Below are 20,080 nucleotides of genomic sequence, written 5' to 3'. Positions count from 1 at the left end.
GCACGCACTGACCAAGTGGATGCGATTTCGGCCTCAGGCTCGTTTGGCGATGAGCCCCCGCTCCTGGTGCGTACCCGCGTTGCCGCGCCGGCTTCGCCGGCCGCGGCATGCCGGTCGCGCGTACCACGGACGTCACACTCTCGCGTCCTCCCCCGACCCAAGACGGAGTCTCGGGTCGGTGTCCTAGGACGACCGCCGCAGGAGCTTGCCGCCGGCCGTCTTCGGGAGCGCGTCGACGACGCGGAACTCGACCGGCACCTTGTAGCTCGACAGCTCGCGGGCGCACGCCCTGGCGAGCGCCGCCGGCTCGGGTGCCGTCGCGCCGCGCGCGACCACGATCTCCGCGTACGGCACCTCGCCCAGGCGCGGGTGGGCGAAGCCGAACACGCGCGACTCGGCCACCCCCGCCACGCGGTCGAGGCAGGCCTCGACCTCCTCGGGGAAGACCTTCATGCCCGCGACGATGATCGTCGACTTCGTGCGCCCGAGCAGCGTGAGCCGTCCTGCGTCGTCCAGCCGGCCGACGTCGCCCGTGGCGAGCCACCCGTCGCGCAGGGCCGCCGCCCGCGGCTTCCAGGGCCGGTAGTAGCCGCTGAAGAGGCCCGGCCCGCGCACCCGCACCTCCCCGGGGACGCCGGCGGCGACGCGATGCCCGCGATCGTCGACGACGGCCACCTCGTAGCCCGGCACCGCGGGACCGACGCTCGTCGCCGGTGCGCCGTCGGCGCGCGTGTTGATGCACGGCAGGCCGGCCTCGATGATGCCGTACGCCTGTCCGAGCGGTGCTCCGAACGCCGCCTCGAACGCGTCGGCCACGGCGGGAGCGAGCGGTGCCGCGGTCGAGAGCGCGAGCCGCGCCGCCAGCGCGCCGCGGCGTCCCGCGCGCGCCATGCGCTCGAACTGCACCGGCGACCCGTAGAGCACCGTCGCGCGCTCGCGGATCGCCGCGTCGACCAGGGCCGCGGGAAGCGTCTCGCTCGCGAGCAGCACGTGCGCCCCCGCGCGCACGTACCCGACGATCGTGACCGCGAAGTGATAGGCCAGCGGGAGCGTCCACAGGATGCGGTCGGCGGGCGACAGACGCAGGACCCGATCGACGGCGGCGACGCGTGCCAACACGTCGTCATGCGTGAGGATGACGCCCTTGCACTCGGCCGTCGTTCCGGAGGTGAAACGGACGAAGGCGGCATCCAGGTCGGTGAAGCCGGCGTGCGGCTCGCGGCCTGCGTCGATCCACTCGACCTGCGGCGGATCGTCCGGCCCGGCCGTGCGGACGACCGCATTGACGTCGATGTCTCGGTAGACGGCGTCGCACTCGGCGGGCCGGAGCGTGGCCGCGATCGGTACGAGACACGCACCGCTCGCGAGCGCGCCGAATGCGACGGCCACGTGCGCGAGCGTGTTGTCGGCGACGATCGCGAGCCGGTGCCCCGGGTGGACGCCCGCCTTCCGCAAGCCGCCGGCCGCCCGCTCGGCCCGCTCGAGCACGTCGCGGTAGCGAAGCGTCCGCCCGTCCCGCAGGTCGGTCAGCGCCGGCCGCGAGCCGTCGCGCGACGCGGTCGCGACCACGGTTTCGAACAGGTTCATGCGCCCGCGGCCGCAGACGTCGCGCCGCCGGCGACATCGCCGACGACGAGCAGGTCGCATCGCGTCGCCACGCGCGTCCCTTCACGCGGCCCGTGCCGCGCTGACCGCCCGCCCGAGGTCGCCGAGCAGCGCATCGACCTCGCGTTCCGTCACTACGCCCTCGACCCAGACCGCGACGATGCTCTCCCGTCCCGCGGCGCGACAGAAGAAGATGCCGAGGCCGGGACGCGGCTGCACGCACGGCGCGTGGTACGCGCCGGCGACGCGGCACCCGAGCACACGATCGAGCGCCGGGCGAACGTCGCCCGTGTCGGCGCAGTTGAACGACGAGCCGTCGCCCTCGCCCATGGGGCGCAACAGCGCCGCCGGCGGGTAGTAGCGCCCGAAGTTCATCGCCACCCACAAACCCTCGATCACGTCGCTCCGCACCGCCTCGGCCATGTCGCGGCGAATCGCCGCCGCGGTCGCGGCGACGTCGCCGCTCGGGACGATGCGGGCGAAGTGGAACGACAGGTAGTTTCCGAACACGGGACCGGGCTCGCCCTTGCGGCGCCGGTCGACGGAGATCGGCACCACGAGCGGCAATCCGGCCGGCAGGCCGCGAGCGCGGAACAGGTCGGCGACACACTCCGCCACCAACGCCAGCGTCGCGGGAAGCTGGCGCGCCTCGGCGACGGGCACGGCGATCCGCCGATGGCGCACGCGACCGGGCGCCGTCACGTCGCGCCCGAGCGAGCGCGGCGCGAGGCGACCGAGGGCGCGCAGCTCGTCGAGGCTGCGCCGCGTGATCGCCATCCGCTCGCGCCAGGGACGCACGTCCGGCGGCGCCACGACGAGTCGCTCGCGCGCCCACGCTTCGGCGCTCCCGCCGCGGTCGAGCGCGTCGACCATCGCGACCAGCAGCTCCGCGCCGCGCGGGTCCATGAGCGGGTGCAGCCAGGCGAGGATGAGCCAGCTCCGCGCCTCGCCGGCCTCGTGTACGGCGATCCAGCGCAGCACGGGCCCCACGTACGGGTCGATCGGCGCGCCCAGCAGCTCGTCGACGAGCGCTTCGAGCGCGCGCTCGTCGGCGACCTGCCGCCGCTCCACGGGCGGCGCTCCGTCACCCGCGACCCAGCGCAGCCGGCCCCACGGAAACGGGCGCTCGATGCGCCCCGTCATGAAGGGTGCGATCGGCGCGACCGCGCGAACCGCAGCCTCGAGCGCGTCCGAATCGAGACGGCCCTCGCATTCGACGACGAGCACGGCGTTGTTGGGACGGCCGCGCGCCAGCCCGAGCAGGAGCACGTCCGTCCCGAGGAGCGTGAGCGTGCAGCGGGCCATCGGCTATCGCGCCGCGCCGCGCGCGACCACGTAGCGCGCCAGGCGCTCGGCGGTCGAGACGTGAGCGTCGACCAGGTCCTCGTCGGGGACCCAGAACCCGAACGTGCGCTCGATGAAGAGGAGCACCTTGAGCAGCGCCATCGAGTCGACGCCGGCGGCGTCGAGCGACTCCGCCGCCGTCACGGTGTGCCCCGGCGCCATGATCTCCCGATTGATGAAGCCAACCAGCACGGCGGCGATCTCGTCGACGGTGCGTGCGCTCATGCGGGGACGGGCACCCTAGCCACCCGCCCGCATCGCTTCAAGCCGCGCGTCATCGTACCGCGAGCTCGCGCGGGTCGACCCCACGCATCCCGTACTTCGAGAGCGTGCGAATGAGCCCACGGCTGTACGGCGAGGTGGTGCGCACGCCGGCTGCCATACCCGCGATGTGGAGCCCGATGTGACGCTCCATCAACCGGGTGAAGAGGTTGTTGTGCTCGCGCACGAGGTCGGTTCCGGCGCGATAGAGCCCGAAGAGGTTCCCGCTGTACAGCGTCTCGATCAGCTCGAGCCAGGCATCGAAGAGAAGATGCATCGCCGCCTGGTACCCGACCAGGCGCGGGCCGACGTCGCCCATCTCGCCGGCCGCTCGGGTGCGATCCGCCGGCGGGGCGAGCGCGTCGGCGAGCAGCTCGGCCGAGCGCAGGGCGAGGAACACTCCGGGCGACAGCATCGGATCGACGAAGCCGAACGCGTCGCCCAGAAGCGCCCACCCGGGACCCTGCCCCTGCTCGGTCACGAGCTGGTAGTTGCTGTAGGTCATGACGTCCGTCACCCGCTTGCGGCGCCGCCCGGCCGCGGCGAGCGTGGGCTCCTCGGCGATCGCACGCTCGAGGCGCTCCTCGGGCGACGCACCCCACCGCGCGGCCACGTCTCGCGGAACGACGACCCCGACCGAGAGCGCCGAACGCAGCGGAATGCGCCAGCTCCAGCCCGCGGCGAGGCGACTGATCAGCACCGTTCCCGGCGTCTCGTCCCAATCGAAGCCGGTGTAGTGTGCAAAGTGCGCCACGTCGTCCCGCGGACCACGGCGTTCGGACAAGCCCAGCGTCCGGGCGATCGCGCGCGTGCGGCCGCTCGCGTCGGCGACGAAGTCCGGGGCTGCCTCGTCCCAGCCCGCCGCCGCGCGGCTCGGAGCATCGAGCGCCACCCCCCCGCCCTCCGCGGGTGCGAGCGCCACGCGCCGGGCGACGACCCGCGCGCCGGCCTTGCGGGCGCGCGCCAGCACGAGATCGTCGAACGCGGGTCGGGGCACGTTGTAGGCGTACGGAGGGAAGCGACCCGCGAAGCGCACGAACAGGAAGCGGTACACGTCGTCGGGGCCCCACGCGAACGTCACGCCCGGCTTGTGCACGCCGAGGGCGGCCACCTCGTCCTCGATCCCGAGGCGCCGCAGGATCGGCACGATCGCCGGGACGAGCGACTCGCCCACCACGAGCGGCGGGCGCCGGCCGTCGTGGAAGATCGCCACGTCCGCGCCCCGCTCCGCGAGCAGCGCACCCAGCGTGGCGCCGGCCGCACCGCCGCCGACGATCGCGATACGGAGCGCGCGCCCCATCGGCGCCTCTCTATCGCCGCGCCGAGCGCGCAACAAGTTGACAGCCCACCCGGCGCCCCACATCATCGCGCGCCGATGCGCCTGCACCTGATCTCGCCCACGCACTACGGACCGGGCGGATCGCTGCACAAGACGACGCGCTACTGGACGAGCGGCATCACCCTGCCCTACCTCGCCGCCCTGACGCCCCCGCCGCACACGGTGGCGTTCACCGACGAGCTCATGCAGGACCTCGACACTGCGCGCGTCGAGCGCGACGCCGACGTCGTCGGCATCACCGCGATGGGTCCGCAGATCCGGCGCGCGTACGACCTCGCCGACCACTTTCGTACCAAGGGGAAGCGCGTCGTGCTCGGCGGCACGTGGGTCACGCTCACGGCCGAGGATTCGCTCCGCCACGCCGACGCGGTGGTCGCGGGCGAGGCCGAGTACGTGTGGCGCGACGTGCTCGCCGACCTCGAAGCCGGGCGGTCGCGCGGCATCTACCGCGCCGATCGTTGGCACGACCTCCGCGACCTGCCCGAGATCGACTACTGGTCGCTGCCGCTGCTCAAGCCCGACGTGTTCCGGTCGAGCTGGCTCTACCGCCAGTACTTCTTCTGGCCCATCTTCTTCTCGCGCGGCTGCCCGCACCCCTGCGAGTACTGCGCCGTCCAGACGTACTATCAGCGGACCTTCCGCACCCGGCCTGCGGACGAGTTCATGGCCGAGGTTCGCCGCATGAAGGCGATCGGCGCGCGCCGCTTCCTCTTTCTCGACGACAACCCGATCGCCCACCCCGAAAAGGCGAAGGAGATGTTGGCGGCCCTGGTCCCCGAGCGGGTGCAATGGGTCAGCCAGGCGACGATCAACGTCGCACGCGACGACGAGCTGCTCGACCTGGTGGCCCGCTCGGGCTGTCGCGTCCTGTCGATCGGATTCGAGTCGATCGTCGACGAGAGCCTCGCCTCGGTGTCGAAGCAGTTCAACCGTCCCAGCCGCTTCAAGGAGGACATCGCGAAGCTCCGGGCCAAGGGCATCCAGGTGATCGCGCTCGTGATGGTCGGCCTCGACGGCGACACGCTCGAGACGTTTCCCGCGACCCTGCGCTGGCTCGACGAAAACAAGATCAGCTTCCTGAAGCTCTTCACGCCGGCGCCGTATCCCGGCACGAAGTTCCACCGCGACATGCAGGAGGCCGGGCGCCTGATGAGCGACGACTGGGGCGCGTACGACTACGGCACCCCGAACGTCCGCCCGAAGAACATGAGCGCCGACGAGATGATCGACGGCTTCAAGATGGTGTACTCGGGCTTCTACTCGGTGCGCAGCATGCTGCGCCGCTTCGTGCCGCCGTCCCGTCGCAACCTCCTCGAGACCGCCGCCATGCTGGTCGCGAATGCGAAGGTGAACGGCTACCTGCGTCGCAACCCGGACGCCTGGGGCACGATCTCGTAGTCGTCTTCGGGCTCCGGCGCGTCGCGCCACACGTCCTCGAACATGATCCACTGCTGCGGCAGCTCGCGGATCAGCTCCTCGTAGGTTCGCACGACGGCTTCGAGGGCCGCGGCGCTGTCGGCCGGCGTCTTCGGATCGTAGCGGCCCGGAATCCGGAACTCGTAGCTCCGGATGCCCGTGCGGACCACGAACGCCGGAACGAGCGGAGCGCGCGCCAGGCGCGCCAGCACGAACGGCCCGATCTGGAAGCGGGCCCGGCGCCCGCAGAACATGACCTCGTGCGTACCCCGCAGCGGGCCCCACGGCTCCATCTGGATGCACACCACCTCCCCCCGCCGCAGCGCCTGCAGGACCGGTAGCCCGGAGAGGATCGAGCGGTCCGAGTACAGGACGTTGAAGCCGTGGCGCGTCCGCATCTCGTGAACGAACGCGCGCACCGTCGGGTTGGGCTCCGTCCCCATGAGCCAGTTCACGCGCCGGCCGAGCTTCGCGAGCATGCGTGCCCCGACCTCCCACGAGCCGAAGTGGCCGGTGACCACGAGCAGGCCGCGCCCTTCGGCGGCCGCCGCCTCGATGATCTCACCGCCCTTCACGGCAAGACCGAGCGTGCGCGGCCGCGGTCCCCACTGCTCGAGGCTCTCGGTCAGCGACCGCGCCATCGACGCGAACACGCGATACGCATCCCAGCGCTCGCGCAGCCATGGCCGTTGGCCCCGCACCTGGCGCTGGTTGCGCAGGACGGCCTCGCGCTGCCGGCGTCCGATCGCGTAGATGATGGCCGCGATGACGGGCGGCGAGCCCCGCTTCCACCACTCGGGCGCGTAGATGGAGCCGAGCTCGGCGAAGCGCCGCCAGCCGCCGCTGTCGAAGCGCAGCGCGGCGCGCACCGTGCCGTCGTCGTCCATCGGCCGTCTCTTATCGAAGGCCTCTGCTCGCAACAACCACGGCCGGCTTGCGGTCGCGCAGCGCATCTCGTAGCGCCGTCCCGTGACGGCGACCACTCGCCTCTTCCTCTACGGGACGCTCCTCGAGGAGATCGACGCGCCCGCGCTCGCCGCGTTCGACGCGTACGAGGACGAAGGACGTCTCTACGTACGGCGGGACGCCGTCGTCACCGTCGACGGGGCGCCGGTGCGCTGCCAGGTGTACCAAGCACGGCGGCCGCCCGGCTGAAGACGGCGTCGAGCATCGGCCGCGTGAGACGGCCGGTGAACGTGTTCTGCTGGCTCGGATGGTACGAGCACAGGAGCACCAGGCCGGACGGCAGCCGGTGCTCGGCTCCGTGCGCGAAGCGCGGAGCCGGCCGCTGCACGTCGTGGCCGCGCGCACGCTCGGCGGCGAGGAAGCCGTCGTGCGCGATCTTCCCGAGCACCACCACGACCGCGAGGCGCGGCAGGCTTCGCAGCTCCGCCAGCAGGAACGGCCGGCACCTGGCGATCTCGGCCGGCGTCGGGCGATTTCCCGGCGGCGCGCAGCGCGCGATCGCCGTCACGTACGCGCCCGCGAGACGGAGCCCGTCGTCGCGATGCGTGGAGGTGGGTTGGTTCGCGAAGCCGGCGGCGTGGAGCGCCCGGTAGAGCCAGTTGCCGCTCTCGTCGCCGGTGAAGACGCGGCCGGTACGGTTGCCTCCGTGGGCGGCGGGCGCGAGCCCTACGACCAGCAGGCGCGCCTGCGGGTCGCCGAAGCCGGGGACGGGACGCCCCCAGTAGGTCTGGTCGCGAAAACGGGCGACGCGCTCCGCGGCGACGCGCTCGCGATGCGCGACCAGGCGCGGGCACGCGCGGCAACGCGCGATGCGGCGCGCGAGGCGCCCGAGGGCATCACTCGCCGCAGAGGACGCCGGCGGTGAGGAAGAGCGCGTGGGTGTCACGGACCATGCCGGTCATGACCGGCCCCTCTCCGGCCGGCTCGACCGCGCGCACCGAGATGCCCCAGGCGTGCGGCGCCGCGCCGACGTCGGGCGGCGCGTAGCCGTCGGGATAGCGGAAGGCGGTCTCCAGGTGATCGCCCGGCGCGAGATCCGCGGCCGCGACGGCCGCCATGCCCGTGCGGAAGAACGGGTGTCCGCTCGCCACCACGACCGCGTGCCCCGAGTCGAGCACCACGCGCACGAGCGGCGCGGCGTCGTGCGTCACGACCTTGATCAGCTGCCGGAACCCGAGCTCGCCCGACGGCAGGCGGGTCAAGACGGCGAATCCCTTGTTGGGCGTCTCCACCATCGCGACCGGGCCCTCGGCGGTTTCGACCAGACACGTGGTCGCGAGCCCGCGCGGCCGCTCACCCGTACTCATCGTGGTCGCACCCTACCGCGCAGCGCACGACCGTCGCAACGCATCCGTCGAGGTGCGCCGATGCGGATGGCCGAGAGCCGATCCTCAGCCGCCGATGGGGAGCGAGAGCTGGCGGCGATCGCGCGCGCTCGCGACGCGGCGGACGGGTGCGGTCCGACGGCCGGCGCGGATGATGCGGACCGCCTCTTCGACGGTGGTGCCGGTCGAGCGGCAGTGGCGTTGCACGGCGGCGCCGAGCCCGAGCACTTCGGCGTCGCCGCCCCACAGCGCGACCATCGCCTTCACCCGCCGCCACGGTGGCACGAGCCGGCCGTGCATCCAGCGGCGGACGACCGATTGGCTGACCCGGAGCGCGCGCGCCATCTCCGTGACCGTGAGGCCGTGAACCGTGCGCACGGCCGTCAAGTAGCCCGGCACCGTCAGGATCGGCGGGCGTGAGGGCGCGCGGATGCCCATCAGGCGCGTACGGCTCGCTTCGTCGCCCGCCGGCGCCGCTCGAGACCGCCCACGTGGCGCTCGATGAGCGCGTCGGCCCGCGCCAGCAGCCGCTCGTTCTTGGTGTGGCGCTCGACCATGTAGGACAGGTCGCCGAGATCGTGGATCAGCATCTGGATCGCGCGCTCCCGCCAGCGCGGGCTCCGCACGAGGCCCAGCATCTCGACGACCACGTCCTCGAGCTCCGAGGCCTCGATGTCGATCGCCATCTCGAAGGCGCGCTCGAGCGTGACGTCGCCGCTCTTCACCTCGCGCAGGTACCCGACGAGCAGGCTTCGCAGCCGGGCGACCGTCGCCTCGTCGAGCCAGACCTTCGACTCCTCGCCGCGCTCGGGATCGGTCTGCACGATGCTCTCGACGAGGGCGAGCGCGCCGCAGTGACCCGCTTCGTGGCGCGCCATCCCGAACCAGAAGTTCCGGACCTCTTCGGGTCGCGGGAACGCCTTCACGAACGACACGTAGAGCGCCATCGTCTTCTTCTCGAGCTCGATGGCGGTGTCGAGGACCTCGCGAACGGTCACGCGCCGGGCGCGCTGCCGGGCCGGCATGCCGGCCTTCTTAGCAAAGCACGTCGCGGCTTGTAAAAGGACGACGACGTGGACGACGACGTCGCCAGCCGTCTCGAGGAAGCGGTCGCCGAGCTCGGCACGCTGCTCCTGCAGATGGAGAAGTTCGCGGCCGGGCGCGGCGGCGACGCCGCTGCGCTGCGAGCCGCGAGCCTCAGCATCGGCGACCGTGCGCGCCGGGCCCATCGTCACGGCGTCCTCGACCCGGCCCTCGCGGGGGCGCTGCTGGCCGATGCCGAGGCGTCGCGCACGGGCCTCGAGGCATGGCTCGCCGGCGCGCGCGGCAGCGCCTCGTACCGCGCGGCGGCTGCCGCCGTCGCCGGCGGCGATCGCGACGCCGTGGCGCGGGCGATCGTCGACGTCTTCGACGGCGCCGCCGTCGCGCCGCCGCCGGACGCGCTCTACCACCCCGTCACGTGGCAGCGCCGGGGCCGCCCACGCCCGGCGGCGGACATCGCGGCCGGGGTCGCCGAGCTCCGCCGCAGCGGGCTCGTGGGCGAGAATGATCCCGCCGCCTTCGGCGTCGATCCGGCGCTGCCCGCCGTCGTCCTGCATCGGGCCCCGCCGCAGGGCGCGCCCCTGGCCCTCGTACTGCGAGGGGCCGCCCTGCCGGCGTGGGTCATGACGCTTCCCGTGACCGACGACGTCTTCGTTCCCGGCGCGCGCTTCGTCACGCCGTTCGCGGTCGCGCTCGCCGCGCTCGGCGACGACATCGACGATTGGGTCCTCGATCCCGAGGAGCTGCAGCGGAGCCTTCGCGCCGCGCTCGGCGCGCACGGCGTCCCGATCGTCGCGTCCTGACGGCCCCGCGAGGGTGGCTACCCGCAGCCCCGTCCGTGCGGCTGCGGGAGCCCGCGGCCCCTCCCTGGACCGCGTGCCGTGATCACCCTCAGGATCCGAGCCGCGATTCCAACACGGCGACGGTCGAGCGCAGGTCCTCGTCGGCCGCCAGCCGGCGCTCGATCGCGCCCAGGGCGTGGACCACCGTCGAGTGGTCGCGGCCGCCCAGCTCGGCGCCGATCGCCTGCAGCGGCGCCTCGGTGTGGCGGCGACAGAGGTACATGGCCACCTGACGCGGGATCGAAACGCGCGCCGTCCGTCGCGGCGAGATCAGCTCGGCGCGCGTCAGGTGATAGTGGCGGCAGACCTCGCCGAGGATGCGGGCGACCGAGGCGTGCTCGGTGGTCCGGTTGCGCCGCAGGTACGGCGCGAGGGCGTCACGGGCGACGGCGAGCGTCACCGGCTTGCCGGCGAGGCTCGCGAAGGCGCCGAGACGCGTGAGCGCGCCCTCCAGCTCGCGGACGTTCTGGCACCACTCCTCGGCGAGATAGCGCACGACCGGCGGCTGCAGGACCACCCCGAGTGCGGCGCCCTTGCGTTCGACCAGCGCCCGGCGGAGCGCCGGGTCGGGCGGGCGTACGTCGACCAGCAGCCCCGACGCGAACCGGTTGCGCAGCGTGTCCTCCATGTCCGGTAGCTCGTAGGGCGGCCGATCCGACGCGAGGACGATCTGCTTTCGCAGCTCGTGCAGGGCGTTGAAGGTGTGGGCGAACTCCTCCTGGGATCGCTTCTTGCCGCCCAGGAACTGGACGTCGTCGACGATCAGCGTGCCGATCCCCCGGTAGCGCTGGCGGAACCGGTCCATCTGATCGCGCCGGAGCGCCGCGATCATCTCGTTCACGAAATGTTCCGCCGTGACGCACACGACGCCGCCCGCCCGCCGTCCGTTGCGGGCGATTGCGTCGGCGAGCGCATACGAGAGGTGGGTCTTGCCGAGCCCGAAGGCCCCATGCACGAAGAGCGGGTTGTACCGCTCGCCCGGCGCCTCCACGACGGCCTGGGCGGCGCGGTAGGCGACCGCATTGCTCTCGCCGACGACGAAATTCTGGAAGGTATAGCGCCCCTCGGCCCGGGTCGCGGTGTCGGTCACCGCCGCCGGCATGCGCTGCGGCGTCTTGCGCTCCGGCAGGGTCGACGAGAGCTGGCGGTTCACGACCAGGCGCACCCGCGCGTCGCGTCCTGCAGCGAGCCCGACCGCCCGCTCGATCAACGCGAGGTGCTCCTTGCCTATCCAGTCGCGGGCGAACTGGCTTGCGACCTCGAGCGTGAGCTCGTTCGCCTCCCACCCCGTCGCGCGCAGTGGCGCGATCCAGAATTCGTAGTCCGTGACGGGCAACGCGCCACGGAGTTGCCGCTGCGTCTCCGACCAGATGGTGTCGACCATCCCCCAACCCCTCGTGCGCCCGACCTCATGTCAGGCTCCCGAAGCTCCAACCGCGAGAAGTCTCCACAGCTGGGGATAACGACGGCAGCTCCCCACGCGTGATCGTTCCTCGCGGTTGCGGTCGACATCCCATCCGCCCGCTCCAACCTCCGCCGCCTCCCCGCGTAGAGAAGCGACCGCGTCCAACCCTTCGACTGCCATGAATAAGAAAGCAATATGCTGCGAGAGAGGCGCAGCTTGTACTCCGCTCGCGCGCGCATTGCAAGGAATTTTTTCTCGGATTCGTAACCACGCGCGCACACTCGTCTTCTCGCGCGCCACGTCGGCGCGCGATCACGCGTGCTCCGCACGCCGCGCGTGGATTCGCGCTCGCACGTCGCCGGAGTGCGCGCGAGCGCGCGACTCCGAGCTTCGGACGAGCCCGCGAGGCGTGCGGGCGCTCGCGTCAGCTCTTCGGCAGCGCCGGATCGATGGCGGCCTTGAAGCCTTCCATGCTCCGCTGCTGCAGCCGCTTGCCGTTCACGAAGATCGTCGGCGTCCCGGTGACGTCGGCCGAACGCGCTTCCTGCATCTCCTTGTCGATCTGCGCCTGCACTTCCGGCGAGTTCATGTCCTTCTCGAACTTCGCCACGTCGATGCCGATCTCCTGCGCCCACTTTTTGTAGTTGTCGGGCGAGAGCTCGCGCTGGTTCGTGAAGAGCTTCTTGTGCATCTCCCAGAACTTGCCTTGCTTGCCGGCCGCGACCGCCGCCTTCGACGCGGGTAGCGCATTCGGATGGATGGACGTCAAGGGGAACTGCTTGTAGACGCGCTTCACGTCCTTGGGATACGCCTGCATCACCTGATCGAGGAGCGGCTCCGCCTGGCTGCAGAACGGACACTGGTAGTCCGAGAACTCGACGATCGTGACCTTGGCCTCGCTCGGACCGGCCGTGGGCGACGCTCCGACCTGGAGGTCGTACACTTTGTTGGGATCTACCGCCGGACGTGCGGGCGCCGGCGCGACCGCCTTCTTCTCGAGCACCTCGAGCTTGGCGAGGATCTCCTTCTGCCCCTTCTTCAGCTCCTCGATGTCGGCGGGATTCGGCCCACACCCGACCGCCGCGGCCACCAGCGTCACTCCGATCATCGTCCCCTTGGTCATAGGATTCCTCCCCGGCCGATCGGATTAGGAGTCACCCTTGCGGCTGTCAAGCCGGCTGGTGAACGCACGCGCTCGCGCCTGTCTTCTTGACTCGCGCCCCCCTTTTCGGTTACCGGCTGCGTGCGCTTCAGACTCCCAACTTTCCAGGAGGGACCATGCGGAGGGGAATCGTTGCGAGCGGCCTGGTGGCGGTGCTCACGCTGTCTGGCTGCGCGGCGTTCAAAAATCGCGAGTGGGACGGATGCGCCATCGGGGGTGCCGTGATCGGCGCCACGGTCGGCGGCATCACGGGCGGTGTCGTCGCGAACAACAACGGTGCCGACGACGCGGTCCGCGGTGGCGCCATCGGCGGCGGCATCGTCGGCGGCGCCGCGCTGGGCGCAGTGCTGGGTCACCTCATCTGCGATCCGGTCCCGGAAGAGCCGAAGCCCGCACCGCCGCCTCCGCCGCCGCCTCCGCCGCCGCCTCCGCAGCGCCGCGGCGGCTGATCGTCGGAAGATCAGCGAGCCGACAGCCGAGACGTCGGGATCGTCGTGATCTAGGACGCGTCCGAACGTGACGGTACTCGCGGGGCGGGTGGCCCGATGGACCACCCGCCCCGCTGCATTCTCGGCTTGCGGCAGCGGTGCGCCTTACGTAGAGAGCGCCGCGCGTGTCGCAGTTCGCAGCCTGCTACCTCCTGATCTTCGGGCAGCTCGCGGTGGGTGGGGTGGCCGGTCTCGCCGTCCCCCCCTTCGCCGTCATCGAGCGCGGCTTCTACAAGTCGAGCGCCGGCATCTTCCTCGGCGCCGCGCTCCTCTACCTGGGCGGCAAGGTCGCGCTCACGTTGCGCGCCGACGCCGTACAGCCATCGACCTGGATCGAGCTCGCGCTCTGGACGGCCTTCACGATCGCGACCGCCGTGTACCTCGCCTCACTCTGGGACGAAGAGCAGGCCCGCCGCGCGCGCTGGTATCCGCGCGCCCTCTTCCTCGGGCTCGCGGCGCTCGCCGCCAGCGCGTCGACGTACCGGGTGGGCGGCGCGCTCGGCCCGGGCACCATCCTCTATCCGTTCGCGTTCTTGACGGGCGCGCTCAGCCTCGGGGCGGTCGCAACCGGGATGCTCCTCGGCCACTGGTACCTCATCGACCTCGGTCTCTCGATCCATCCGCTGCAGCGCCTCTTCCGCTACTTCGTCGTGGTGACCGTCCTCCACGTCGTGGTGATCGGCCTCACCCTGGGCGTGCTCGCGCTGTCGGGCGGCGCCGGCGCCGCCGCGGTCGCCCTGCTCTTCGAGCACCACGCGCCGCTGCTCGCCGCGCGCCTGCTCCTGGGACCCGTCGCCGCCCTCGGGATCGCGTACCTCATCCACCGCACCCTCGCGATTCCGCAGACGATGGCAGCGACCGGCCTCTTCTACATCGCGATCCTCTTCGTCCTGGTCGGCGAGATGCTCGGGCGCCTGATCCTCTTCCGGACCGGCCTGCCGCTCTGAGCGGGTCACTCCTCGACGCGGACCACCGTCACCATGAGGCCGCTCGACGTCCATCCGACGTCGAACCCGACGCGCATGCCTTCGCGCAGCCCGTTGACGCGCGGGATCGGCCCGCGGATCTCGACGAACGGCCACTTGAACCGGTACTCGCGCCCGGTCGCGTCGGAGCGCACGAGGCCGGTCTCGCTGCCGTAGTACACGCGGACGATCGTTCCCTGGTAGTAGCGCCCACCCTCTTCGCCCAGCGGGGCGCCGTCGCTCTGCGGCGGGCCCTCGTCGCCCAGCTCGTCGATCACGCTCCGGCCGCCTTGGCGCCGGCTTCGGCGACGGTCGCGAGCCGTGGCAGCCCCACCCGATCGACGAACTCCGGAAAGCGCTCCGCCTTGCGGCGCTCGCGCTCGTAGTAGCGCGCCACGGCCGCGACCGCGGCGGACGCCGCCTCTTCGGGATAGCGCCCGAGCCGCTTGCCGATGCGCCCGCGGCCTTCGCCGACCGAGCCACCGACCAGGATCGAGTAGTACGGGCGCTGGACGCCGTCCTTCTCGGTCACCGTGTGGCCGGTGAGGCCGATGTCGCCCACGTGATGCTGTCCGCACGAGTTCGGGCAGCCGCTGATCTTGACGCCGAAGACGCCGAGCCGCGCCGCGAACTCGTCGCCTTCGTCGAGGAGGTGCGCGCGGATGCGCTCCGCCATGCCCATCGAGCGGGTGATGGCGAGCGAGCAGTAGTCCATGCCCGGGCACGACACGACGTCGTTGATGGTGCTGACGTCGGGGTTGCCGAGCTCGTTCGCGACGAGTGCCGCATGAAGAGCCGGCAGCGACGCCTCGGAGATCCAGGGCAGCACCACGTTCTGATCGTCCGTCGCCCGCAGCGAGCCGTTGCCGAACTCGCGGGCGAGGCGCGCCAGGACGCGCATCTGGTCGGTCGTGAGATCGCCGAGCGGGAGCTGGACCAGCGCAGCGCGGTAGCCCGCCTGGCGCTGGGCGTGGGTGTTCGTCGCTTTCCAGACCGCGAAGCCCGGCGCCGCGTGGCCACCGCCCGGCGGCGTCTCGGCGGGAGCGGGATCGCGATAGAGGTCGACGGCCTCCTGCACCTCGCGGCGCAGCTCCGTACCGCGTTCGGCGGTGACGCGCGCCACCTCCTCGGCCACCACCTGACGGAAGCGCTCGAGGCCCATCTTCTTCACTACGTACTTCATCCGCGCGCGGCTGCGGTTCTTGCGCTCGCCGTGCCGATGCTGGACGCGGACGATCGCTTCGCACCAAATCAACAGGTCGGCGTCGGGGATGAAGTCGGTGAGAAACTGCGCCAGGAAGGGTTGCGAGCCGAGCCCGCCGCCGGCGTACACCATGAAGCCGCGCTGGTCGCCCCGCGTCTTCGCGTAGACGCCGATGTCGTTCACGGGGACCTGGGCACAGTCGAGCGGGCAGCCTTCGACGGCGATCTTGAATTTCCGGGGCAGCGTCAGGTTGAGCGGGTTGAACAGGAAGTACTCGTGCACGGCCAGGATGTACGGCGAGACGTCGAACGGCTCGTCGGGCGAGACGCCGGCGTACGGGCACCCGGTGACGTTGCGGACACTGTCGGCGCACGCGCCGCGGGTCGTGATCCCGACCCGCAGGAGCTGGTCGTACATGTCCATGATCTGCTCGACCGGCACCCAGTGGATCTGCAGGTCCTGGCGCGTGGTGAAGTGGCCGATCCCCCGGCCATAGCGGTCCGACACGTCGGCGAGCACCTCGAGCTGCTCCGCCGACATCCGGCCGCCCGGGAGCTTGATCCGCTGCATGTGGCTCGTGTGATCGAGCTGGTAGTAGAGGCCGTACGACAGGCGGACCGGCCGCCAGGAGTCGGCCGGGAGCGTCCCCTCGAGGTGCCGCGCCAGCCGGTCGGCGTGGAGCCGCAAGGCATCGCGGTGCTGGTGCTCGGTGGGTCGCATTTTCGGCTCGGCGTGGCATTATGCCGACCCCCATTCCGCAGAGTCAACGTCATGCGCCGCGAGACCGGATACATCCTGCTGCCCACCCGACGCCGGGTCGACGTCGCGGCGCTCGCACGCGCGTGCGATGTTCCGTGGCGACCCTGGGCGCGCCGCGGCCTCGCCCGCGCGGAGCACGGCACCGACGGTCGCGTCCATCTCGTCGTGCTGCGACCGTCGCCCGACGGCGTGGTCGTGAGCGTCACCGGCGCCGACGCACGCGACACCGAGGTCCTCGCGCCGATTGCGTCGCGCGTTCGCCATGCGCTCCGCCTGGACTCGCGGCGTGCGACCCGACTGCGGGGGACGTCCGCCTTCGAAGACGCGGCGCTCGAGCTACTCGGGCGCGAGCCCGTGTCGGCGCGTGCGCTCCTCGCCCTCGGGCGGCGGTGTCCGGTGGCACGATCGCTGCGCACGTTCCCGGACGCGGCCACGATCGCGGCAGTGCCGCCGCGTGTGCTGGCGCGCGCCGTCGGCTCGGGGGCGCGGAGCCGCCGCCTTCAGGCGCTGGCGCGCGGATTCGCCGCGCTCGCGCCCGCCGTGCCGAGGACGTCGTAGGCGAGACCGGCGAACGCGCCGCCTTCCGACGCCAGCGCCGCGAACACGGACTCGGCGGCGGGTGCCCCCTCGAACTCGCTGCCTGCGAGGAGATCGGCGAGCGCGCGCCAACCCGTGATGGCGTCGCCGGCCGGCTTCACCGCCTGCCAGAAGCGCTGCACGCGTCCAGCGTGGTTCGTGAAGGTTCCGTCGCTCTCGGCGTAGGTGGCGATCGGCAGCACCACGTCGGCGTACTGCGCCACCTCGCGCTGGTCGCTGTCGAGCACGACGAGGTACGAGAGCTTCTCGAGCCCGCGCTTCGTCCGCTCGTCGGGGAGCCAGGTCGTGAGATCGGCACGCACGAGGACGAGGCCTTTCACGCGCCCCGCCTCGATGCCGGCGAGCACCGCCTCCACGCCCGTCGCGTCGGTGCCGAGCCCCTGCAATGCCAGCCCCCGGGTATTCGGGTTCCGGTCCGCCTTGACGAGGAAGTCGTCGTGGAAGGCGCTGGCCGGCGACCACGAGATGCCCCCGATCGTCGCGTCGAGCCTCCGCGCGAGCTGCCGCGCGAGGAAGACCTCCTCGTTGGACGCCTGCGCCGACACGATGACGGCGACGGACCCGGCGCCGTCCTTCGCGATCTCCCCGAGATGCGCCAGAGTCGCAGCGAGCGCCGCCGACCACTCGGCCGGCGCGAAGCCGCCCGCGCCGCGCACGAGCGGTTGCAGGAGGCGTCCCTCGCCCTGGAGGCCCGCGTAGGACAGGCGTCCCTCGTCGCACATCCAGTACTGGTTCACGTCCGGGTTCGCGCGCGGCTGGAAGCGGAAGATCCGTCCTTCGCGGTGGTAGATCTCGATGTTGCAGCCGTTGGCGCAGCCCCCGCACACCGAGTTCGTCCGCTCGAGGTACCAGACGCGCGCCTTGAAACGGAACTCCTTGCTGGTGAGCGCCCCGACCGGGCAGATGTCGACGACGTTGATCGAGTACGGGTTGTCGAGCGTGCGGCCCGGTGCCAGCTCGATGCGCGAGTGGTCGCCGCGCTCGAAGATCCCGATCTCGCTCGTGTGCGTCACCTCGTCGACGAAGCGCGTGCAGCGCGCGCACAGGATGCAGCGCTCCTGATCGAGCATGACGTGGGGCCCGATCGGGATCGCTTTGCCCTTCTTCACCTTGGCCGCCAGCGGCACGCGGCTGCGCTGGCGATCGTAGTCCATGTAGTACTCTTGCAGCTTGCACTCGCCGGCCTGATCGCAGACGGGGCAGTCGATCGGGTGGTTGATGAGGAGGAACTCAAGGACCGCCTTCTGGGCCGTCTTCGTCTTCTCGCTCGTCGTGTGGACGACCATGCCGTCCGTCACGCGCGTGTTGCAGGCGATCTGCAGCTTCGGCGACTTCTCGATCTCGACCAGGCACATCCGGCAGTTGCCGGAGATCGAGAGCCCCGGGTGCCAGCAGTAATGCGGGATCTCGATCCCCAATCGGTCGGCGGCCTGGATCACCGTGAGGCCGTCCTCGACCTCGACCTTCTTGCCGTCGATCTCAACCGTGGGCATGGGCGCGTGGCTCCGCGGCGCGCAGCTCGGCGCGCGTGTTGAACGGGCACCGACCGAGCCGGGCGTGCTCCTCGAACTCCGCACGGTACTTGGTCACGAAGGCTCGCACGGGCATGGCCGCGGCGTCGGCGAGGGCGCAGATGGTGTTGCCCATCATGTTGTTCGAGATGTTGAGGAGGAGATCCACGTCCTGCGGCGAGGCGTGGCCCTCTTCGAGCCCGTGCAGGACGTTCTCGAGCCAGCCGGTTCCCTCGCGACAGGGCGTGCACTGCCCGCACGACTCGTGGCGGAAGAAGTGCGCCAGCGTGAGCGTCGCCCACACCATGCACACGGTGTCGTCCATCACCATGATGCCGGCCGAGCCCAGGAACGAGCCCGCCTTCTGCACCGAGTCCATGTCCATCGCGACGTCGATCTCGTCGGGCGTGAACACCGGCATGGACGCGCCGCCGGGGATGACGCCTTTCAGCGCGCGGCCGTTCGGGATCCCGCCCGCGTGCTCGTAGATGATCTCGCGCAGCGGCGTGCCCATCGGCAGCTCGTACGTCCCCGGACGCACGACGTGTCCCGAGACGCAGAAGAGCTTCGGCCCGGGGCTCTTCTCCGGTCCGATCGACTTGAACCAGTCGGCGCCGCGCGTGACGATGTGCGGCACGCAGGCGAGCGTCTCCACGTTGTTGACGATCGTCGGGCAGCCGAACACCCCGTGGGTCGCCGGGAACGGGGGCTTGATGCGCGGATAGGCGCGCTTGCCTTCGAGCGATTCGATGAGCCCCGTCTCCTCGCCACAGATGTAGGCGCCCGCGCCGCGGTGGACGATGACCTCGAGGTCGAAGCCGGTGCCGAAGATGTTCTTGCCGAGGAAGCCGCCCGCGTTCGCCTCCTGCACCGCCTCCCAGAGCCGCTCGTAGCCGGTCAGCATCTCGCCGCGGATGTAGATGTAGGCGCGGTGACACTTGATGGCGAAGGCGGAGATGAGGACGCCCTCCAGGAGCTGGTGCGGATCGTCCTCCATGATCTCGCGATCCTTGAAGGTCCCGGGCTCGGACTCGTCGGCATTCACGCACAGGTAGACCGGCTTCTCGCTCTGCTTCGGCAGGAAGCTCCACTTCATCCCCGTCGGGAAGCCCGCACCCCCGCGGCCGCGGAGATTCGACGCCTTCACCATGTCGACCAGCTGCTCCGGCGTGTGCTGGGTGAGCGCCTTTCTGGCGGACTCGTAGCCCCCGTGCTTCAGGTAGACCGGCAGCCGTCGCAGGTCCGGGATGTCCCGGCACCGGAGCAGGATCCGTTCGGGCATGATCCCCGGACTAGCTCGCGGCGTCCTGCGCCGCGGGACCCAACGGATGCCTCGAGCGCTGGATCTTGCGCTGGAGCGCCATGAGACCGTCGAGGACGGCCTCGGGCCGCGGCGGACATCCGGGAACGTAGACGTCGACCGGGACGATCCGATCGATCCCGGGCAGCGTCGCGTAGTTGTCGTAGAAGCCGCCGGTCGACGCGCAGGCACCGAAGGCCATGACCCACTTCGGCTCGGCCATCTGGTCGTACACCCGGCGCAGGATCGGCGCCTGGCGCATGGTGACCGTGCCGATGACCATGAGGAGGTCCGACTGCCGCGGCGTGAACCGTGGCAGGAGCGCGCCGAAGCGATCGATGTCGTACGGAGACATCGACAGCGACATGTACTCCATGGCGCAGCAGGCGGTCGCGAACGGGTACGGGAAGATGGAGTACTTGCGAGCCCAGCCGATGGCGCGATCGAGTCGCGTCACGACGACGGCCTCGGCGAGCAGCGCTTCCTCTCCCGAGGTCGCCCGACGCGGGCGCGCGATCGTCAGCGGCTTCGCCATGGGTTCGCACGAATT

The 20,080-nt window shown here is 71.3% G+C and carries 22 protein-coding genes; 6 read left to right on the top strand and 16 right to left on the bottom strand.

All coding sequences use genetic code 11. The features are described from left to right. Positions 1-183: 183 nt before the first annotated feature. The 4 genes from VMS22_12045 to VMS22_12030 form a co-directional block, all read right to left on the bottom strand. Positions 184-1,587, bottom strand: a complete 1,404-nt coding sequence (locus tag VMS22_12045; protein ID HXJ34755.1) for a class I adenylate-forming enzyme family protein — start codon at positions 1,585-1,587, stop codon at positions 184-186. An 81-nt stretch (positions 1,588-1,668) separates the two neighbouring features. Continuing rightward, positions 1,669-2,910, bottom strand: a complete 1,242-nt coding sequence (locus tag VMS22_12040) for a hypothetical protein (protein ID HXJ34754.1) — start codon at positions 2,908-2,910, stop codon at positions 1,669-1,671. Between the two features lie 3 nt (positions 2,911-2,913). Continuing rightward, on the bottom strand, positions 2,914-3,174 hold the full coding sequence (locus tag VMS22_12035; GenBank protein HXJ34753.1) for a phosphopantetheine-binding protein: 261 nt from the start codon (positions 3,172-3,174) through the stop codon (positions 2,914-2,916). Positions 3,175-3,223: 49 nt separating this feature from the next. Next, the gene (locus VMS22_12030; protein ID HXJ34752.1) at positions 3,224-4,510 is read right to left on the bottom strand and encodes a tryptophan 7-halogenase; all 1,287 of its coding nucleotides are present in this window, start codon (positions 4,508-4,510) and stop codon (positions 3,224-3,226) included. Between the two features lie 75 nt (positions 4,511-4,585). On the opposite strand from VMS22_12030, the gene VMS22_12025 reads away from it, so the two are divergent. After that, positions 4,586-5,947, top strand: a complete 1,362-nt coding sequence (locus VMS22_12025) for a radical SAM protein (GenBank protein HXJ34751.1) — start codon at positions 4,586-4,588, stop codon at positions 5,945-5,947. Here VMS22_12025 and VMS22_12020 read toward each other — a convergent pair. Beyond that, positions 5,905-6,852: a lysophospholipid acyltransferase family protein gene (locus VMS22_12020; GenBank protein ID HXJ34750.1), complete on the bottom strand. Its 948-nt coding sequence runs from the start codon at positions 6,850-6,852 to the stop codon at positions 5,905-5,907. The two genes, VMS22_12025 and VMS22_12020, sit on opposite strands and share 43 nt — an antisense overlap. 82 nt (positions 6,853-6,934) lie before the next feature. On the opposite strand from VMS22_12020, the gene VMS22_12015 reads away from it, so the two are divergent. After that, on the top strand, positions 6,935-7,120 hold the full coding sequence (locus VMS22_12015; protein HXJ34749.1) for a gamma-glutamylcyclotransferase: 186 nt from the start codon (positions 6,935-6,937) through the stop codon (positions 7,118-7,120). Here VMS22_12015 and VMS22_12010 read toward each other — a convergent pair. From VMS22_12010 to VMS22_11995, 4 genes are all read right to left on the bottom strand, one after another. Continuing rightward, on the bottom strand, positions 7,059-7,817 hold the full coding sequence (locus tag VMS22_12010) for a uracil-DNA glycosylase (GenBank protein ID HXJ34748.1): 759 nt from the start codon (positions 7,815-7,817) through the stop codon (positions 7,059-7,061). The genes VMS22_12015 and VMS22_12010 overlap by 62 nt on opposite strands. Then, on the bottom strand, positions 7,768-8,238 hold the full coding sequence (locus VMS22_12005) for a hypothetical protein (protein ID HXJ34747.1): 471 nt from the start codon (positions 8,236-8,238) through the stop codon (positions 7,768-7,770). The genes VMS22_12010 and VMS22_12005 overlap by 50 nt, the downstream gene beginning before the upstream one ends. 84 nt (positions 8,239-8,322) lie before the next feature. Then, positions 8,323-8,634: a helix-turn-helix transcriptional regulator gene (locus VMS22_12000; protein HXJ34746.1), complete on the bottom strand. Its 312-nt coding sequence runs from the start codon at positions 8,632-8,634 to the stop codon at positions 8,323-8,325. A gap of 59 nt (positions 8,635-8,693) precedes the next feature. Next, on the bottom strand, positions 8,694-9,281 hold the full coding sequence (locus VMS22_11995) for a hypothetical protein (protein ID HXJ34745.1): 588 nt from the start codon (positions 9,279-9,281) through the stop codon (positions 8,694-8,696). A gap of 48 nt (positions 9,282-9,329) precedes the next feature. Between VMS22_11995 and VMS22_11990 the strand changes: the two genes are divergently transcribed. Beyond that, the gene (locus VMS22_11990) at positions 9,330-10,100 is read left to right on the top strand and encodes a hypothetical protein (protein HXJ34744.1); all 771 of its coding nucleotides are present in this window, start codon (positions 9,330-9,332) and stop codon (positions 10,098-10,100) included. 88 nt (positions 10,101-10,188) lie between these two features. On the opposite strand, the gene dnaA is transcribed toward VMS22_11990, so the two are convergent. After that, positions 10,189-11,523, bottom strand: a complete 1,335-nt coding sequence (dnaA, locus tag VMS22_11985; GenBank protein ID HXJ34743.1) for a chromosomal replication initiator protein DnaA — start codon at positions 11,521-11,523, stop codon at positions 10,189-10,191. Positions 11,524-11,968: 445 nt separating this feature from the next. Further along, positions 11,969-12,667 (bottom strand): thioredoxin domain-containing protein, encoded by a 699-nt coding sequence (locus VMS22_11980; GenBank protein ID HXJ34742.1) that lies wholly within the window; start codon positions 12,665-12,667, stop codon positions 11,969-11,971. Between the two features lie 155 nt (positions 12,668-12,822). Between VMS22_11980 and VMS22_11975 the strand changes: the two genes are divergently transcribed. Continuing rightward, on the top strand, positions 12,823-13,155 hold the full coding sequence (locus tag VMS22_11975; protein HXJ34741.1) for a hypothetical protein: 333 nt from the start codon (positions 12,823-12,825) through the stop codon (positions 13,153-13,155). Positions 13,156-13,319: 164 nt separating this feature from the next. Next, positions 13,320-14,141, top strand: coding sequence for a hypothetical protein (locus VMS22_11970; GenBank protein HXJ34740.1), 822 nt, complete (start codon positions 13,320-13,322; stop codon positions 14,139-14,141). A 5-nt stretch (positions 14,142-14,146) separates the two neighbouring features. Here the strand turns inward: VMS22_11970 and VMS22_11965 are convergent, their stop codons facing one another. Together VMS22_11965 and VMS22_11960 are read right to left on the bottom strand one after the other, a co-directional pair. Then, positions 14,147-14,437: a hypothetical protein gene (locus tag VMS22_11965; GenBank protein ID HXJ34739.1), complete on the bottom strand. Its 291-nt coding sequence runs from the start codon at positions 14,435-14,437 to the stop codon at positions 14,147-14,149. Continuing rightward, positions 14,434-16,083 carry a nitrite/sulfite reductase gene (locus VMS22_11960; protein HXJ34738.1) on the bottom strand — a complete coding sequence of 550 codons (1,650 nt, stop codon included), beginning with the start codon at positions 16,081-16,083 and terminating at the stop codon, positions 14,434-14,436. The genes VMS22_11965 and VMS22_11960 overlap by 4 nt, the downstream gene beginning before the upstream one ends. Before the next feature lie 51 nt (positions 16,084-16,134). On the opposite strand from VMS22_11960, the gene VMS22_11955 reads away from it, so the two are divergent. Beyond that, positions 16,135-16,680 carry a hypothetical protein gene (locus VMS22_11955; GenBank protein ID HXJ34737.1) on the top strand — a complete coding sequence of 182 codons (546 nt, stop codon included), beginning with the start codon at positions 16,135-16,137 and terminating at the stop codon, positions 16,678-16,680. Here the strand turns inward: VMS22_11955 and VMS22_11950 are convergent. From VMS22_11950 to nuoB, 3 genes are read right to left on the bottom strand one after another with little or no spacing between them, the layout of a single operon-like run. After that, positions 16,623-18,212 carry a molybdopterin-dependent oxidoreductase gene (locus VMS22_11950; GenBank protein HXJ34736.1) on the bottom strand — a complete coding sequence of 530 codons (1,590 nt, stop codon included), beginning with the start codon at positions 18,210-18,212 and terminating at the stop codon, positions 16,623-16,625. The two genes, VMS22_11955 and VMS22_11950, sit on opposite strands and share 58 nt — an antisense overlap. Beyond that, positions 18,199-19,512, bottom strand: coding sequence for an NADH-quinone oxidoreductase subunit NuoF (gene nuoF / locus VMS22_11945; GenBank protein HXJ34735.1), 1,314 nt, complete (start codon positions 19,510-19,512; stop codon positions 18,199-18,201). Before nuoF ends, VMS22_11950 begins: the two co-directional genes overlap by 14 nt. Before the next feature lie 10 nt (positions 19,513-19,522). After that, the gene (gene nuoB / locus VMS22_11940; protein HXJ34734.1) at positions 19,523-20,065 is read right to left on the bottom strand and encodes an NADH-quinone oxidoreductase subunit NuoB; all 543 of its coding nucleotides are present in this window, start codon (positions 20,063-20,065) and stop codon (positions 19,523-19,525) included. Positions 20,066-20,080 lie beyond the last annotated feature (15 nt).

This window comes from Candidatus Eisenbacteria bacterium (assembly GCA_035577985.1).
In the GTDB taxonomy this organism is placed as follows: Bacteria; Desulfobacterota; Binatia; order DP-6; family DP-6; genus DATJZY01.
The sequence above is the reverse complement of the archived record's forward strand: the minus strand, read 5'-3'. Positions and strand labels throughout refer to the sequence as shown.

Coding starts and splice junctions, on each gene's coding strand:
- VMS22_12045 (HXJ34755.1), bottom strand. CDS start 1,587: ATGAACCTGTTCGAAACCGTGGTCGCGACCGCGTCGCGCGACGGCTCG.
- VMS22_12040 (HXJ34754.1), bottom strand. CDS start 2,910: ATGGCCCGCTGCACGCTCACGCTCCTCGGGACGGACGTGCTCCTGCTC.
- VMS22_12035 (HXJ34753.1), bottom strand. CDS start 3,174: ATGAGCGCACGCACCGTCGACGAGATCGCCGCCGTGCTGGTTGGCTTC.
- VMS22_12030 (HXJ34752.1), bottom strand. CDS start 4,510: ATGGGGCGCGCGCTCCGTATCGCGATCGTCGGCGGCGGTGCGGCCGGC.
- VMS22_12025 (HXJ34751.1), top strand. CDS start 4,586: ATGCGCCTGCACCTGATCTCGCCCACGCACTACGGACCGGGCGGATCG.
- VMS22_12020 (HXJ34750.1), bottom strand. CDS start 6,852: ATGGACGACGACGGCACGGTGCGCGCCGCGCTGCGCTTCGACAGCGGC.
- VMS22_12005 (HXJ34747.1), bottom strand. CDS start 8,238: ATGAGTACGGGTGAGCGGCCGCGCGGGCTCGCGACCACGTGTCTGGTC.
- VMS22_11995 (HXJ34745.1), bottom strand. CDS start 9,281: ATGCCGGCCCGGCAGCGCGCCCGGCGCGTGACCGTTCGCGAGGTCCTC.
- dnaA (HXJ34743.1), bottom strand. CDS start 11,523: ATGGTCGACACCATCTGGTCGGAGACGCAGCGGCAACTCCGTGGCGCG.
- VMS22_11980 (HXJ34742.1), bottom strand. CDS start 12,667: ATGACCAAGGGGACGATGATCGGAGTGACGCTGGTGGCCGCGGCGGTC.
- VMS22_11975 (HXJ34741.1), top strand. CDS start 12,823: ATGCGGAGGGGAATCGTTGCGAGCGGCCTGGTGGCGGTGCTCACGCTG.
- VMS22_11960 (HXJ34738.1), bottom strand. CDS start 16,083: ATGCGACCCACCGAGCACCAGCACCGCGATGCCTTGCGGCTCCACGCC.
- VMS22_11955 (HXJ34737.1), top strand. CDS start 16,135: ATGCGCCGCGAGACCGGATACATCCTGCTGCCCACCCGACGCCGGGTC.
- VMS22_11950 (HXJ34736.1), bottom strand. CDS start 18,212: ATGCCCACGGTTGAGATCGACGGCAAGAAGGTCGAGGTCGAGGACGGC.
- nuoF (HXJ34735.1), bottom strand. CDS start 19,512: ATGCCCGAACGGATCCTGCTCCGGTGCCGGGACATCCCGGACCTGCGA.
- nuoB (HXJ34734.1), bottom strand. CDS start 20,065: ATGGCGAAGCCGCTGACGATCGCGCGCCCGCGTCGGGCGACCTCGGGA.